The following is a 15,996-nucleotide window of genomic DNA, read 5'->3' on the forward strand; positions in this document are numbered from 1 at the left end:
ACTGAATTTGGCCAGTTATTCCATGGGCCGGCAGGAAATACGCAAGAGCTGGATAAATTTTGTGAGCATTTACAAAAACGACGACGGCACTTTGTCAAGAGTTGTCAGTATTTGAATACCCACTGACCGATAGCCACTGAGCTCCCCCTTTTCCCCTAAAAATTAACTCATTGTCCATGAGTCGATTTAGCCTGCCCGAATCACAGTGATGAGCTGCAAATAAGCGCCATATCTTTCGACTAAACACAAGGTGAGAGTCTAACAGTGCCGTTGAAACGTTATGACCTCGTTAAGCGTGAGATGATTGCTGACATAGCGCGAGGATGCGGGTTAAATCATTGTTTTATTATGGGTGGCTTCTTAGTTGTTTTCTAAAAATTAACTCATTGTCCATGAGTCGATTTAGCCTGCCCGAATCACAGTGATGAGCTGCAAATAAGCGCCATATCTTTCGACTAAACACAAGGTGAGAGTCTAACAGTGCCGTTGAAACGTTCTGACCTCGTTAAGCGTGAGATGATTGCTGACATAGCGCGAGGATGCGGGTTAAATCATTGTTTTATTGTGGGTGGCTTCTTAGTTGTTGCTTAGTTGTTGAAATGGCTAATTAGTTATTTATTCGTTAGCGGCATACTTGTTAGCTTTGGTAAATCACGAGTGGATTTCATGGCTTATTTTGGTTCCCTTCAATGGATGAATGGTGGCGCTGAATCATAAGCAACAAAATGCCGCGATGAACACGTTTATCGCGGCATTTGCATTGGATGTGTCGTGACTCATGATTTAAGATGAAAACGGCAGATTCATTCTGTGTTAATCATGCCCATGAAGGCGGTTGTTGTGAGCGATTGGCTTAGGGGGTTGCATAAATTTGGCGCGGTTAGCTTCAATCACTTCACCACTCGGCAAGGGGACGATTTCAAATGCGGGATCAAACGGGACCATCACTTTAGGTATGATAGTCAAGAAGGCATCATCGCCTTTGATGGTCGCGGCTTTGGACTTAAGTAATTCAGTCAAGGTGATCTGCTTAAGGTTAAGTTTAACAATATCTGCTTGATGAATGGTTAAGGTGGCATCCACGTTGGCCTTAGGCTTGGCGATTTTTGCATTGCTTAAATTACCATTCGCCAGTTCGACCACATAGATTTCGCCCGTGTCAGGCAATACTAAGTTGATCTCAAATTGGTAATCTTGCGCCTTAATTGAGTCTATTTGAATGGCAAGAAAGTCCAGTAATGAGCTGATTGGCATTTCTGAAATGACGTCTGCCGATGCTGACTTCAAAGCACCCGGTTGGCGACCTATACGTAACTCTTGGGCGCCAGACAAGTAGATATTTCGCCAGCCAGCACCTTCGGCTTGATAACCCAATTGTTCATAGGTATCGGCCAATAGGCTGCGAGCGTCATTATTGCTTGGGTTATGAGTGACGACTTTGTTTAATGCCGTGGCCACAAAATGGTATTCCCCCTTGGCAAAATCGGCCTTGGCTCGGGTGAGTACCGCATCGGCACCGCCCATGTATTCGACAAATTTAGCCGCTTCTGCTTGGGTGGGTAACGGGTTGAGATTGGCCGGATTCATATCAAAGAAGCCGAGGTACATGTTGTACACTGCGCGGGCATTATGGGAATAAGTGCCGTGGTAACCATTGGTATGCCAGGCGTCTTTAATGCTTTTGGGCAGGACTTTTTCAATCTCCCAACCTATGTCTTGGAGCACAACGCCATTGTTGGCTAGGCGCAGGGATTGATTATGCACAAAGCCATAGTTATCACGCTGTAATTTCAAAAAATCGACAATGTCATCATTGCCCCAGATAGGGGAGCTGTGAGCCGAAAACAGGAATTGGGCTTCGCCTCCCCATTGCTGCAGCATGTTGTTGATTTCTTTAGACCATTTTAAAGCGTCGCGGACTTTCGCCCCGCGTAAGGTGTAGACATTGTGCATGCCTTTATACGTCACTTCGGCAGCCCAAATGGTTTTTAAGCTAGGAATATAGGCCACACTTTCTGAGACGGCCTCTGTGCCGGACGCATCCATAAAGATCACTTCTAGACCATCAATGGTAACAACTTCAAACTTGTCTTGCTGATTGACTTCGTGATCGGGTAAGACATAGGTGATCTCACCTTTGGCAATGCCGTTAGATAGGGCGGCATCGACGATGGTGGTGTCCGATGGCACCATAGTGGCGCCATATTGGTAAGAGGTTCTGCGCGACATGACATTGCCTGCTAACACGTTTTCATCGACCATTTCTTTGGTGATGTCGGCCGAGCCATAGACGGTAACATCGGGAAACATATCCTGTACGCCACGTGAGCCACCAAAATGGTCGGCATGGGAATGGGAATAGACCATGCCGACCACGGGATCATTGTTGCCATAGGGTAAATGCTTGAGGGCAAATGCCAAGGAGGCTTTGGCGGCTTCACGGGTGGTGAGCGGATCAAAGACAATCCAGCCGTGATCGCTACGCACTAGGCTCATGTTGGCCAGATCGGTCCCGCGGATTTGGAAAATTTTATCGTTAACCTGATACAGACCATAAGCTTCATTATTCATTTGTGCTTGGCGATAGAGCGAGGGGTTAATCGTGTCAGGAACCGTGTCACCAATAAATTGATAGGCATCGGCCAGCAGCGCAGAGGTGGCAGCATCTAAAGGTGCGATTAATTGGGCTCTGCCTTCGATAAACGCTTGGTTATCTTCAAAGTTTAATCCTTGAGCAAAAGCCTGATTATACGCTTTTGTCGCCGCCGTGGCAGGCTTGCCTTGGTACATGAATGAGGTGGTTAAGGCGTGTTCGTCTTGACCCGCTCCATGACTGTTCGCTAGGGCTTGCCAGCTGAGGCTTGAGATAATGATGGCTGTTATGGTGCTAATTTTCATGCAATGTCCCTTATTGATTAACAATCTATGGCCATTTAGTTGCTGAATAAGTAAGCAATTAATGAACTAAATCCATCATAAAGGTTCGACAGTTAAGATAAACTAAGGTAACTATGGTTGATACATAAGTATTGGTTATGAATGGTGGTTAACAATCCATGACAGAGAAACTCGATCTTAATTTGTTTACCGTATTTGCCTTGGTGTATCGACATCAGTCAATCACCTTGGCGGCCGAGCAACTGGAGGTCACGCAAGCGGCGGTCAGTGGGGCGATTAAACGTTTAAGCCTACAATGTGGCCAAGACATCTTTGTTCGCAAAGGGCGGGGCATAGTGGCAACGCAATATGCCCATCAACTGATGCAGCAGCTCGCGCCAGCACTGGATATTATGGCCGGTGTGTTAGATAACATGCAGGTCTTTGATTGTAAAAATACCAAAATTAATTTTACGGTGTTAGCGCTAGAGTCGGTCACCAATTTAATTCAGCCCCATGCCTTGGCCTTGCAGCAACAAGGTAATCCGCTGATTATCTTTAAGGAAGAGCATTCCAGCGAGGCGCCTATTTTAGAAGCCTTACTTAGGCAGCAAGCCGATTTAGCCATAGATAACAGCACCAATTTACACAGTTCTTTGCAGAGTGAACCCTTATTCGATGAAACGATTGTGGTCATTTGTCGGCGTGATCATCCCAGAGTTCAGGCCAGTGTTACCCGTGAGCAATATTTAGCCGAGCAACATATTCGCTTGCATTTAACTCGCGCTAATATGTCGGCAGTGGATTACTTTGCGATGGCGGACTTATCCGCGCGTAAAGTGGTGGCCGAGGCGAGCTCGTTGTTGTCGTTAGCCGCGCTGGTGGCTCAAAGTGACTGTTTAGGCGCTTGCGCGCGCACCTTAGCCCATAAATATCAGCAGGCATTTAATCTGCAAATCATTGAAATGCCAGTGCTGGTTAGGCCCATTCCGTTGTCGATGATTTGGCATCGCCGCAATCAAGACAACCCCGCACACCTGTGGTTACGGCAAGCCATTAAGGAGATGGTCGTCAAGGCACTTAATTCATCTAAGGGTTAGTTTGTGGCCGACATCAAGCTTTGATAATGACAATCTCAGTCATTGGCTGATAAATGATTATACTTCGGCCCCGCTGATTTTTCGGTGGGCCGAAACCTTAGCTCGATTAAGCTAATCTTATGTTTGTGCCATGGAGTTTGGCGAGTTGGTGCGGCATCGTTTTTGATGGCACCGTCAACCGTATAGGCCATGTAATGACAACCATGTTTCGATTATCAATTGCTTCACTGCTGCTCGCAACCACTGCAATCACTCTACCTAGTATCGCCGTTGCCGACGATGAACAAATTACCTTAGGGCGCACCATTTTATTGGGCAGTGGTGATCATGGTGCCAAAATTCCCTTGTTGGTGTGCCGTAAGGCTAATGCGATTAAGGTGAAAGCCGAGCGCGATCTCACTCTCGAGCGAGTGGTGGTCACCTTTAACAATGGCGACACTAAAACCATTCGCTTTTATCGGGATCTTAAAAAGAACCAAACCACCGATTGGCGTAAATTCGCCTATAAGCGCTGCGTTAAAAAGCTCGAAGTGTTTGGCAATTCAGAAGGATCAAAGGCTGGGGTTAAAGTGTTAGGCCGTAAATAATGGCTAAAGCGTTAAGGGATTAGCGATAAAATCACAAGCTGGTTAGCGCCTAACGCTGCTGTTAGGCGCTAATGATAATTATCGACAGCTGCGCTCAGTGATTTCGGTAATCAGGATATCTGTGATCGGGACATTTTCATAAACGCCCGCATTGGTGACTGGCACAATATTGATTTGATCAACTACCTCCATCCCTTCAATAACCCGCCCAAATACTGCGTATCCTGCTGAGCTCGCGCTGGCGTTGAGCTGCGGGTTATCCAATACATTAATAAAGAATTGCGAGTCGGCCGAATGTGGCGCATTGGTACGTGCCATGGCGAGCGTACCGCGTTCATTACTAAAGCCTACCTTAGCTTCATTGAGGATCGGGGCATGGGTCGGTTTGGTGACTAATCCTTGACTAAATCCGCCCCCTTGCACCACAAAATTGTGCACTACCCGATGGAATATGGTGTCTTCGTAAAACCCTTCTTCGACATAGCGGACAAAGTTGTTGCCGGTGATTGGGGTGTTGCTGGTATCAATGGCGATACCTATGTCACCTAGGGTCGTGGTCATGGTGTAACACACATCCAATGACATCGGCGGCGCGGGGTTCGGATCTGGGTTGGTCGGTGGCATTGTCGTGAGAATGTCACTGTCGCAAGCCGAAAGTGAGAATAGTAGCGTGAGAGAAAGTAGGGTTTTGTGCATTGAATGTCCTTATTCGACCAAAAACTAGGTACGATTGGCTGACAATATTGCTTAAATTATTAGCATCAACAAGTTAAATTAATTGAAAATACAAAGTGTTACATATGTATTGTCGCTGCAATCTCGCGCTTGACTGATGCCAGCGTGGTGATGAAGGCTAAGGAATTTCCGATTTGGAAATCCGCCCTCGGTTTTAATTCATTCGAGTTAGGCGCTGGCCATGGTTACTATACCCCTAATTTTATGATGGGTAATATCTATGACTCTGGTGAACATTCAAAAAATCATTGGCGATGCCAACTTATCGGCGCAACAAAAATCTCAGTGGCTCGCGCTACAAGCCGAGGGGATGATGCCTTATCCCTGTCAAGATAAAAGCGTCCTCGATGCCATGGCCTCAGGGGTTATTTGCGACATGTTTGAAGGCAATGCCCCCTTTAAGCCTCGTTATGTTCTGCCCGATTATGAGGTGTTTTTAGCTAAGGGTTCTGACTATTTAGAGTTAGCGCCAGCCACAGATTTTGACGACGCCCTTCATATGTTGTCCATCCTCTATCATCATGTGCCGTCGGTCACCGGTATTCCCGTGTTTTTAGGGCACTTAGACCGCTTACTCATGCCCTATGTCGGTGAGTTAACTGCACATGAGGTTTACACTAAATTACGCCGTTTTTGGGTGATGCTCGATAGAACCTTGCCCGATGCCTTTATGCACGTCAATATTGGTCCGAGTGATAATCTAGTGTGCCGCACCATTTTGGCTGTCGATGCCGAACTCAAGCAAATCGCTCCCAATCTCACCTTTTATTACGACAAGGATATTACCCCTGAGTCCTTGTTGTTGAAGGCCTGCATAAATATTACCGAGTGCAGTAAACCCCATATTGCCAATACGCCACTGCACAATGAGGTCTTTGGTGAAGGTCGTTTTGGCATTGTTAGTTGTTATAACGCCTTACCCTTAGGCGGCGGTGCGAATACCTTAGTGCGCTTGAACTTAAAGTCCTTGGCACAATTAGCGATCAGTGCTGACGACTTTTTCGACAATTTACTGGAAGATTATTGTCAGCGGGTGTTTACCTTAATTGATGCTCGCAGTGAGTTTTTGCACCAAGAGTCTGGCTTCTTTAATAGCTTCTTGGTTAAGGAAGGCTTAATTGATGAAGCCAGATTTGTGCCTATGTTTGGCATTTTTGGCATGGCCGAAGCCGTGCAGGAATTACTGACGCTTGAGGGCTGTGATGCGCGCTACGGTTACGATGCTGCTGCCAATCAATTAGCCTTGCGCATTTCTGCGCGTTTGCATGAGATTGTCAGCGCCACTGAGGTCAAATATGGCTGGCAACAACGGGCGTTATTGCATGCTCAAGGCGGGATCAGTCTTGATGTTGGCGTGACTCCAGGGGTGCGTATCGCTTATGGCCAAGAGCCGGATCCTGTCAGTTATGTGATGGCGACGGCGCCGCAACATCAATATTATCCATCGGGCATTAGCGATATTTTAACCTTAGATGCTACGATCAAGGCCAACCCCACCGCGTTAATGGACTTATGTTTAGGTGCTTTTGCCAGTGGCTATCGTGAGTTTACCGCCAACGTTGAGTCCAACGATTTAGTGCGGATCACCGGCTATATGGTCAAGTTGTCAGATATTGCTAAATATCAGGCCGAAGGCTCGCGTACCAACACCACCTTTTTAGGGGCCGAAGCCGCCGACAAAACCCAAGTGTTAGCGCGCCGCCCACGGGTAGTCAGCCAAGAAATGTCACCTGTGTTTATGGCCAAGGCGAACTCGTAATCATGACGGCTGAGCGCATCCCCGCAGTAGTGCACCTCGATGAAGATCCGCGGGCGGTGACTCTTGAACCTGTGGCCTATGTGAGCCGAATTTTACCTTTCTCTTGTGTCGATGGCCCGGGTAATCGGCTGGTAATTTTCTTGCAAGGCTGCAATTTTAATTGTGTTTCGTGCCATAACCCGCATACGATCAACACTTGTCATCATTGTGCTGAGTGTGTGAGTGAGTGTCCCGCGGGGGCCTTGACGCTTGGCGGTGATGGTAAGGTGCATTGGCAGCCAAGCTTATGCACTGATTGCGATCGTTGCATCGATGTCTGCAATGATCAATCTAGCCCTAAAATTGCGCGGGTCAGCGTGACGGAACTCTTAGCGATGTTGCTACCAAGAGCCGCGTTTATTCGCGGTGTGACCGTCAGTGGGGGGGAGGCGACCATGCAGTTACGCTTTGTTATCGCCTTATTTAAAGCCATCAAGAGCACGCCAGCGTTACGTCACTTAAGTTGTTTTATTGACAGCAATGGCCAGCTGGCTGAGCGCGGCTGGCAAGCGCTGATGCCGTATCTTGACGGCGCGATGATCGATATCAAAGCTTGGGATGAGCAAGTCCATCGCCAATTAACCGGCCGCAGTAATCGCCAAGTTTTGCGCAGCATCAGCTATTTAGCCGCTGCCAATGCATTGGCCGAGGTCAGAATTTTGCATATTCCTCACTATTCAGATTTTGAGCGCGAGCAGGTGAATGTGGGCGCTTGGCTAGCGAGCTTGCCAAGCGCAGTGACGATTCGGCTCAATGGGTTTCGCCAGCATGGGGTGCGCGGCCAAGCTCGGCATTGGCCTGAGTGCACGCCAGCGCAAATACGCCAACTAAGACAAGCGTTAATCCGGCATAGCGGCCGCGAGATCCCGCCGCCATTGCAGGCTTAACTCAGCGGCGTTGTTGGTGGCTAGCCCATTTGCCCTAAAGTCGACACTAATTGCTGTTGTAGCCACTTGATGGCGGGGTTATTGAGGCTTTGAGGGTGCCAGACCAAACTGTAGCCGACATTACCATAATCGAAAGGCAGGCTTTTTTGGATCAGATGTTGCGCTTGTAGCGCGCGATTAGACCAGAGTTGTGAACAGGTAAATAATAACTGACTGCGCTGACACATGGCGGCGGCACTGCCAAAATCCGCCACGGTTAAGGCGATGCTGCGGGCATGATACTGCTGGGCCAGTAACAGTTCAAAATAGGGTTGGTTGAGTTCACTATCAGTAATGCCGATATGACGATAGCGAAGGTAATCTTCAATACTGAGGTTTGCTTGGTGAGCTAAGGGATGATCTGCCGCCATTAAACACACCATCTCATCGGTCAGCAAGGCTTGCCATAAGAGATCCTGATGCTGGGTTGGCGGCTGGCTAATATCGTGGGGCAAAATTACCACATCGACCAAGCCTTTGAGCAGTGCATCCATGCCATAGTGCTCTTTGGCATATAAGGTCACTTGTGCCTGGGGGCAGGCGCCGATCAAATGCTTAGATAACACATCGGCGAACAACTCGACGCAGCTGTCACGCATGGCCAGTCTAAATTTACCTTGAAATTGCTCGGGAATAAATTGTTGGGGTTGCAACAAGCCTTGCATGCTGCTGAGTACCGCATGCAGTGCGGGCGCTAAGCTGTGGGCGATGGGCGTTGCGCTGAGCTGATTGCCCTCGCGGTAAAATAATTCATCACCTAACAGTAACCGCAATTGCGCTAAGGTTTTGCTGACGGTCGATGGACTTAAACACAATTGTTGCGCGGTCGAGGTGACACTCGAGGTTTGAAGTAGCACTTGCAGCACGGTCAGGTGCTTAAGGTTGATGCGCGACAGTTGCAGGGTGTTCATTTAACTAAGGTCAGTCTAAAAGCGGCAGTATAGCCTAGGCTTAATGGTGAAGATGTGGCTAGGCTCATATTTTATTAAGCCGATACTTATATCCGATGAGATTGCTCCTAAGCTAGATTACCACTGACGCTGTCAGTGATTGAGGTTGCGCCCATGATTATTCGTCAAGCGTCGCTGGTTGACGCGCACTTGATTGCGCCCCTGTTTGATGGCTATCGCCAGTTTTATGGTTATCCACCCGATCCTGCCGTTGCCTTAGGTTATATTGAGGCGCGACTGTCTCAACAAGAGTCGATCATTTTTGTGGCGCAGACCCAAGGGACATTGCAAGGTTTCACCCAGCTGTACTGGAGCTTTTGTTCGTTAGATGCCACTAAGATTGTGATCTTATACGATTTATTCGTGGCTAGCCGAGCGCGTCAGCAGGGCATAGGTCGCCAATTGATGCAAATGGCCTGCAACTATGCCTTTGACCATGGCGCAGGGCGAGTAGATTTGTCGACGGCTAAAGATAATCTGGCCGGACAACATTTATATGAGTCCCTCGGTTTTCGCCGCTCCCTCGATGATTTTTACGGCTATAGCCGTTATCCCGAATAATTGCGGTGGTGTCTGTGTCACAAAAAGGCGCCACCGCAGTTGCGTCGTATATAGTGAGGCCGTTATTCCACCGAGACCGTGACTTCATACCCCGTGTATTTGCGGATATTGATGACCCCAGTTTCAAATATCAGGTATTGGCCCTTTATGCCCACTAATACATCGCTAATGAGCGGCTGTTTATCGGCATTGAAAGATTTAACTTTCTTGGGGAACTCGCTCACCGGGAAACGAATGGCTTGGGTGCTGCTGTTAAGCACTTCAATGCTATCGGCACCTTTGTCATTGATTAAGTCAGTTAGGTGCGCTTGAATTTGCGGTAACAAGTGCTCTGCTTGCGCCGCTAAATCGAGGTCATCGGCATTGCCTTTAAGCATGGCTTGCCACTGGGTTTTATCCTTGACCAACTTGGCTAATTCGACTTCCACTAAGCCAGAGAGCTGACGGTTGGCCACTTTTAAAATCGGCAAGCCTTGAGTCGCCCCTTGATCGAGCCAGCGCGTCGGAATTTGGCTATGGCGAGTAATGCCGACTTTGAGCCCTGAGGTGTTGGCCAGATAAACATAATGGGGGGTGTAGCAATTTTTTTGTCCCCACTCAGGTTCGCGACAAGTGCCTTGATCATAATGACAGGTTTCTGGCTTCATAATGCACATGTCACAGCTAGCGAGCTTTTGCATGCAAGGGAAACAATGGCCTTGGGCATAGCTTTTCTTGGTTTTTTTGCCGCAATGGCAACAAAAAATCTGACCACTAAAATTTAGGGTCAGGGTTTTGCCTATTAGCGGGTTAAGGTGAAGAGATTGCTCACCGATGGGCAAGTGGTATTGCACCCCATTGTCGCTGTCGAGTTGGGTGCGCATTTTTACCAATGTGCCTTGCATAGTCATGTCCTTGTCATAAAAAAAAGCGCGAATTAACGCGCCAGTGTACCAGATAAAACGCCAAGGAGACCGCTGCGATTAATCGATTTTATCTATCACTACGTCATCGCCTAGTTGGTAAAGGCTGTCTTTTAAGGCCGAGGCCTTAGCATCGGTAACATCTGACAAGCTTAATGATGCTCTAAATAAGGGCACTCCGGTATGTTCTGCTTGATCAAGTTGGCTGCTAAGGTGTTCGATGTTAATATTTAACGCACTAATTTTATTAGCAATATCTCGCACCAGCCCGACCCTATCATAGGCGACAACTTCCCAGTTTATACGCTGGCTGCGACTGGGTTGACCCAATAAGCGATAGTGCAGGGTTAAGCCGTCGATACACTCGATATTTTCAATCAGTGCATCAATCGCCGACTCGGGCGCCGAAATTTGAATAATGGCCGCAAAAGTACCATCGAGATGCATTAATTCAGAATCTAGCCAAGTGCCACCATGACGACTGATATCATTGGCAATGATTTCAACTAGGCCAGTACGATCGGGAACTTGAAGTGTCAGTAAGTATCTTGCCATATTGCATCCTTAATGGTTGGTGTAACACGCTTGTCATATTTGCGTCATATACTGCACCCCATCAAAGTTGGGATAGCACGGCATTAGTGATAACACATCATTAACGCCATTCTCAATAAGCCCGCAATGAATATAAATAACAGAGGTATTGAATGGACAGTCAGGTGAGTCCAAATTCTAAGCCAGCAAAAAACATTTTGCATAGCCATAACGGTGCCCGTAGCCGTGCCATTAAGGATAAGCTCACCGAGGCCAGCGTGACTTTAGGTGGTACCTTAGTATTTGTTGCTTTGTTATTGATTTTTTTCTATTTACTCTATGTAGTTAAGCCTATTTTTGATGGTGCGGACGTCACTTTTGAAAAAAATATCGCCTATGAGATGAGCGATACGCTGAGCCTGATGGTCGGTAGTGATGAGCAAAATGAAGTGCTGTATCGCGTATCGACAACCGGCCAAGTGGACTTTTATAGCGCGCTTAATGGTCAGAGTATGGGCCGATTCGCCCCGACCTTACCCGCCAATGCCACTGTAATAAGCGCTGCGGCGTCCACCCCTGAAACCCAAACCTATGCCCTCGGCCTCGATAATGGCCAAGCCATCATTGGCGCCATAGGTTTTGGAGTGACCTATCCAGATAATGTTCGTGTCATTAGCCCCAAAGTGACTTATCCGATAGCGCCAATCCAGTTGACTCATCATGAAGGTATCGAACGCTTAGCTTTCGCCTACCAGCCACAAAAAATGAGTTTTGCCTATCAAGATGGCGCAAAACAATGGTGGTTGACCCGCTTGGTGGGCGAAGAGAACATGATGACCGAAGAGGTTGAATGGTCGCAAACACGAGTGGCGGTTACTGATGCCCCTAAAATCGTGCAACATGTGCTGATGACTCCTGATCAGCGCCAGTTGTTATTACAGGCAGGTACCAAACTGTTTATTTATGATATTCGCTATGCCGATGAATTGGCCTTGGCCCAAGTGGTCGATTTAGAGCGCCAACATGCCAAGGTCAATGAGATTACCTTATTGGCGGGGGCCAGTTCGATTCTGGTGGCTTATGACGATGGGGTGATCAATCAATTATTCCAAGTGCTGAGTCCTAAAGGTCGTTTATATCAAGTGATCCGCGATTTCAAACTCGACGCCAATGTGGTCTCGGTGGCATCGGAGTTTTACCGTAAAAGTTTCGTGGCCGTGACGGACACAGGGGAGTTGTCACTGTTATATACCACCAGTCAGCGGCAGTTATTCGATGCAACCTTTGATTTAGGACCGGTTAAGACCATGGGTTTTAGCCCGCGTTCCAACGCCTTGGTGGTTGATGCTGGCAATAAGCTGCACTTATTTAAGGTTGAAAACTCTCACCCTGAAGTGTCGTGGAGCGCCTTATGGAGTAAGGTGTGGTATGAAGGCTACCCCGAGCCTAAATATGTGTGGCAGTCGACCTCAGGCTCTGACGATTTTGAAGCCAAGCTTAGCTTGATGCCATTAGTATTCGGTACCATGAAAGCCGCCTTGTATGCCATGGTTTTTGCTGTGCCCTTGGCCATTGGCGGGGCAGTATATACTGCCTATTTTATGTCGGCCAAAGTGCGCAGCGTAGTAAAACCGACCATTGAAATTATGGAAGCCTTACCCACAGTGATTTTAGGCTTCCTCGCCGGTTTATGGTTAGCCCCCTTAATTGAAAATAACTTACCGGCAGTGGTGGCGCTGATTATCGTGCTGCCGCTAAGCATCATTGTCAGCGCGTTACTGTGGCACTTGATGTCGGCCAAACTTAAAGAGCGCTTGCCTGACACCTACCGTGAATTAATGTTATTGCCGATATTAATCGCCGTCACTTATGGCTGCTTTAGCTTGAGTCCTATGGTCGAAATCTGGCTTTTTGATGGCAACACCCGCAAATTTATTACCAATGAACTTGGGATCACTTTCGATCAGCGCAATGCCTTAGTGGTGGGCATTGCGATGGGGTTTGCGGTTATCCCAACCATTTTTTCCATCGCTGAAGATGCCATTTTCTCGGTGCCACGTCACTTATCGAATGGCTCGTTAGCCTTAGGCGCGACCCAATGGCAAACCTTGACTCGGGTGGTGTTGTTAACTGCCAGTCCCGGTATTTTCTCCGCGGTGATGATGGGGCTTGGCCGCGCCGTAGGCGAAACCATGATTGTGTTAATGGCCACAGGTAATACCCCCATTATGGAGTGGAGTGTGCTCGAAGGGATGCGCAGTTTGTCGGCCAATATCGCGGTAGAAATGCCAGAGTCGGCCATTGGCAGTACCCATTATCGGGTGCTGTTCTTGGCGGCCTTTGTGTTATTTATCATCACCTTTTTCTTCAACACCATTGCCGAAGTTGTGCGCCAGCGTTTGCGTGAACGCTATAGCTCACTTTAAGCGCCAACTTACTAATGAAAATAATGAGAAGCAGGAGTCACAATGGGTAACTGGTTTAAATCCGGCTCACCTTGGATTTGGATGACGGGCGGGGCAGTTAGCTTAAGTCTTATCGCCGTATTGGGATTGTTACTATTAATTGCTTGGCGCGGCTTAAGCTACTTTTGGCCTGCCACTGTCTATGAGTGGCAATTACAAGATAGCCAAGGCCATACCTCGACGTTAATTGGTCAACTTTATGATTCAGAGCAAGTCCCCAGCGAGCGCTTAATTGCTGCGGGGTACACGTTTAGTCAGCCGCCTGAAGAGATGGTCACCCGTTATTTAATTAAGACGGGTAACCGTGAGTTTGTTGGTCTCGATTTTCGTTGGGTGTTGGCAACCGACATCGTTAGTCGCTCTGAGCCCAAAGATGTGGCCATTTTTGAGCGCACTAAGAATGGTAACTTTTATGGTTATCCGCTGGCCGTGTTAAATCAAGGCCAGCCAGTGGCGAGCGATAATTTACCCTTGACCTTAGCCGAGCACGTTAATCGCGCGGTTGAGCTCAGCGAGCAAGCGCTGGATTTGCAGAAGCAGGATATTGGTGCCATTAACTATCAGCTTGAGCGCATTCGCCTCAAAGAACGTAAGCTGGAGTTGGACCATGCGCTCAACGCCGATAACCAGGCCGAGCTGCAATCTCAGACCGATGTGCTCAATAGCGATTATTTAGTGTTAGAGAACACCTTATTTGATTATCGCAAACAAGCCGAACGCGACAGTGTTGTCGTCAAGGACATGCGCGGTGCCGAGGTAACCCTCAATCTTAGCCAAGTATTGCATGTGACTTATCCTAATGATCTGAACCTTGCCCAAAAGCTGATGCAGTGGTTGACGGGCATGGCTAACTTTGTGATGGATGACCCCAGAGAAGCCAACACCGAAGGCGGGGTGTTTCCCGCGATTTTTGGTACCGTGTTTATGGTCATGTTGATGGCTGTGATTGTGACCCCATTTGGGGTGGTTGCGGCGATTTATTTACACGAATACGCTAAAAAAGGCCCCATCACTAAGATGATCCGCATCGCGGTGATTAACTTAGCGGGCGTGCCGTCGATTGTTTACGGTGTGTTTGGCTTGGGTTTCTTTGTGTATGTGTTAGGTGGCTCGATTGACCAACTATTTTATCCCGAAGCCTTACCGGCACCGACATTTGGCTCACCAGGGGTCATTTGGTCGGCGTTAACCTTAGCTATCTTGACGTTGCCAGTGGTGATTGTTTCCACCGAGGAAGGTTTGTCGCGTATTCCAAGCGCCGTGCGCCAAGGCAGTTTAGCCCTAGGGGCGACGAAAGCCGAAACCTTATGGCGGATTGTGATCCCCATGGCCAGTCCCGCGATTATGACCGGGTTGATCTTAGCGGTGGCTCGCGCGGCCGGCGAAGTGGCGCCATTAATGTTGGTGGGAGTGGTAAAACTAGCACCGACTTTACCGCTGGACTGGAATTTTCCGTTCGTGCATTTAGAACGTAAATTCATGCATTTAGGCTTCCACATTTATGATGTTGGTTTTCAAAGTCCCAATGTTGAGGCCGCTCGCCCCTTGGTTTATGCCACCTCATTTTTATTGGTGACTGTGATTGTGACCTTAAACTTGACGGCCATTGGTGTGCGTAACCATCTTCGTGAAAAATATCGCTCACTAGAGCACTAATCCAGCATTGAGTGCTACTGAGTAATAGGATAACTACCATGATTTCAATTGATACCCGCACCATGAAAAATCCAAGCATCGACTTGGGCCAATCCGCCCCGGTGGATATCGCCTTAGACATAGTTAACTTGGGGCTAAAATACGGCACCAAGCCAGCCTTGATTGATGTGTCGATGAAAATCCCTAAATCAAAAGTAACCGCGTTTATTGGTCCCAGTGGCTGCGGTAAATCAACCTTGTTGCGTTGTATTAATCGCATGAATGACTTAGTCGATAACTGCCATATTAGCGGCGAAATTCGTCTTTATGGTCAGAATATTTATGACAAGAGTGTGGATGTCGCGGCGTTGCGTCGTAATGTCGGTATGGTGTTTCAGCGCCCGAATCCATTTCCAAAATCCATTTATGAAAATGTGGTCTATGGCTTGCGATTGCAAGGCATTAATAATCGCCGGGATCTCGACGATGCCTGTGAACGCTCACTGCGGGGCGCGGCGTTATGGGATGAGGTAAAAGACAGATTGCATGAAAATGCCTTTGGTCTCTCGGGTGGACAACAGCAGCGTTTAGTTATCGCCAGAGCCATTGCCATTGAGCCCGAGGTCTTGTTGTTGGATGAACCTACCTCGGCGCTGGACCCCATCTCTACCTTGACCATTGAAGAGCTGATCTCTGAATTAAAGAATCAATTCACTGTGGTTATCGTGACCCATAACATGCAGCAAGCGGCCAGAGTTTCAGATCAAACCGCCTTTATGTATATGGGGGATTTGGTGGAATATGGCGATACCAATACCTTATTTACCACCCCGAAAAAGAAAAAAACTGAAGACTACATCACAGGTCGTTATGGATAAGTCCCACGGCTATTGGGCGGGTTAGGTAAATCAATTAGACTAGCGCAA

Annotated in this window: 13 protein-coding genes and 1 pseudogene; 9 read left to right on the forward strand and 5 right to left on the reverse strand. The window is 47.9% G+C overall.

From position 1 onward, the window contains the following. Positions 1–126 (forward strand): annotated as a pseudogene (locus KU855_RS18890) (transposase); the annotation flags it as partial. A gap of 687 nt (positions 127–813) precedes the next feature. Here the strand turns inward: KU855_RS18890 and KU855_RS12790 are convergent. Then, complete coding sequence (locus tag KU855_RS12790; protein ID WP_218530665.1) at positions 814–2,898, reverse strand: alkyl/aryl-sulfatase; 2,085 nt, start codon at positions 2,896–2,898, stop codon at positions 814–816. A gap of 158 nt (positions 2,899–3,056) precedes the next feature. Between KU855_RS12790 and KU855_RS12795 the strand changes: the two genes are divergently transcribed. Next, positions 3,057–3,977 (forward strand): LysR family transcriptional regulator, encoded by a 921-nt coding sequence (locus KU855_RS12795; protein WP_218530666.1) that lies wholly within the window; start codon positions 3,057–3,059, stop codon positions 3,975–3,977. A gap of 203 nt (positions 3,978–4,180) precedes the next feature. After that, the gene (locus KU855_RS12800; protein WP_218530699.1) at positions 4,181–4,564 is read left to right on the forward strand and encodes a DUF2541 family protein; all 384 of its coding nucleotides are present in this window, start codon (positions 4,181–4,183) and stop codon (positions 4,562–4,564) included. Between the two features lie 78 nt (positions 4,565–4,642). On the opposite strand, the gene KU855_RS12805 is transcribed toward KU855_RS12800, so the two are convergent. After that, a complete protein-coding gene (locus tag KU855_RS12805) occupies positions 4,643–5,260 on the reverse strand; it encodes a peptidylprolyl isomerase (protein ID WP_218530667.1) in 618 nt (205 codons plus the stop codon). A 259-nt stretch (positions 5,261–5,519) separates the two neighbouring features. Between KU855_RS12805 and KU855_RS12810 the strand changes: the two genes are divergently transcribed. Together KU855_RS12810 and KU855_RS12815 are read left to right on the forward strand one after the other, a co-directional pair. Next, positions 5,520–7,058, forward strand: a complete 1,539-nt coding sequence (locus KU855_RS12810) for a YjjI family glycine radical enzyme (RefSeq protein WP_218530668.1) — start codon at positions 5,520–5,522, stop codon at positions 7,056–7,058. A 2-nt stretch (positions 7,059–7,060) separates the two neighbouring features. Continuing rightward, complete coding sequence (locus tag KU855_RS12815; protein WP_218530669.1) at positions 7,061–7,984, forward strand: YjjW family glycine radical enzyme activase; 924 nt, start codon at positions 7,061–7,063, stop codon at positions 7,982–7,984. A 20-nt stretch (positions 7,985–8,004) separates the two neighbouring features. On the opposite strand, the gene KU855_RS12820 is transcribed toward KU855_RS12815, so the two are convergent. After that, complete coding sequence (locus KU855_RS12820; RefSeq protein WP_218530670.1) at positions 8,005–8,934, reverse strand: LysR family transcriptional regulator; 930 nt, start codon at positions 8,932–8,934, stop codon at positions 8,005–8,007. A 153-nt stretch (positions 8,935–9,087) separates the two neighbouring features. Here KU855_RS12820 and KU855_RS12825 point away from each other — a divergent pair, with 153 nt between their 5' ends. Further along, on the forward strand, positions 9,088–9,534 hold the full coding sequence (locus KU855_RS12825; protein ID WP_218530671.1) for a GNAT family N-acetyltransferase: 447 nt from the start codon (positions 9,088–9,090) through the stop codon (positions 9,532–9,534). Between the two features lie 62 nt (positions 9,535–9,596). On the opposite strand, the gene KU855_RS12830 is transcribed toward KU855_RS12825, so the two are convergent. Next, complete coding sequence (locus KU855_RS12830) at positions 9,597–10,418, reverse strand: DUF2797 domain-containing protein (protein WP_218530672.1); 822 nt, start codon at positions 10,416–10,418, stop codon at positions 9,597–9,599. A gap of 78 nt (positions 10,419–10,496) precedes the next feature. Further along, positions 10,497–10,991 carry a glycine cleavage system protein R gene (locus KU855_RS12835; RefSeq protein WP_218530673.1) on the reverse strand — a complete coding sequence of 165 codons (495 nt, stop codon included), beginning with the start codon at positions 10,989–10,991 and terminating at the stop codon, positions 10,497–10,499. 152 nt (positions 10,992–11,143) lie between these two features. Between KU855_RS12835 and KU855_RS12840 the strand changes: the two genes are divergently transcribed. From KU855_RS12840 to pstB, 3 genes are read left to right on the forward strand one after another with little or no spacing between them, the layout of a single operon-like run. Next, complete coding sequence (locus tag KU855_RS12840) at positions 11,144–13,396, forward strand: ABC transporter permease subunit (protein WP_218530674.1); 2,253 nt, start codon at positions 11,144–11,146, stop codon at positions 13,394–13,396. 42 nt (positions 13,397–13,438) lie between these two features. Next, positions 13,439–15,091: a phosphate ABC transporter permease PstA gene (gene pstA / locus KU855_RS12845; RefSeq protein WP_218530675.1), complete on the forward strand. Its 1,653-nt coding sequence runs from the start codon at positions 13,439–13,441 to the stop codon at positions 15,089–15,091. A gap of 38 nt (positions 15,092–15,129) precedes the next feature. Further along, a complete protein-coding gene (gene pstB / locus KU855_RS12850) occupies positions 15,130–15,948 on the forward strand; it encodes a phosphate ABC transporter ATP-binding protein PstB (protein WP_218530676.1) in 819 nt (272 codons plus the stop codon). Positions 15,949–15,996: the final 48 nt, after the last annotated feature.

The organism is Shewanella sp. NIFS-20-20, from assembly GCF_019209865.1.
In the GTDB taxonomy this organism is placed as follows: Bacteria; Pseudomonadota; Gammaproteobacteria; order Enterobacterales; family Shewanellaceae; genus Shewanella.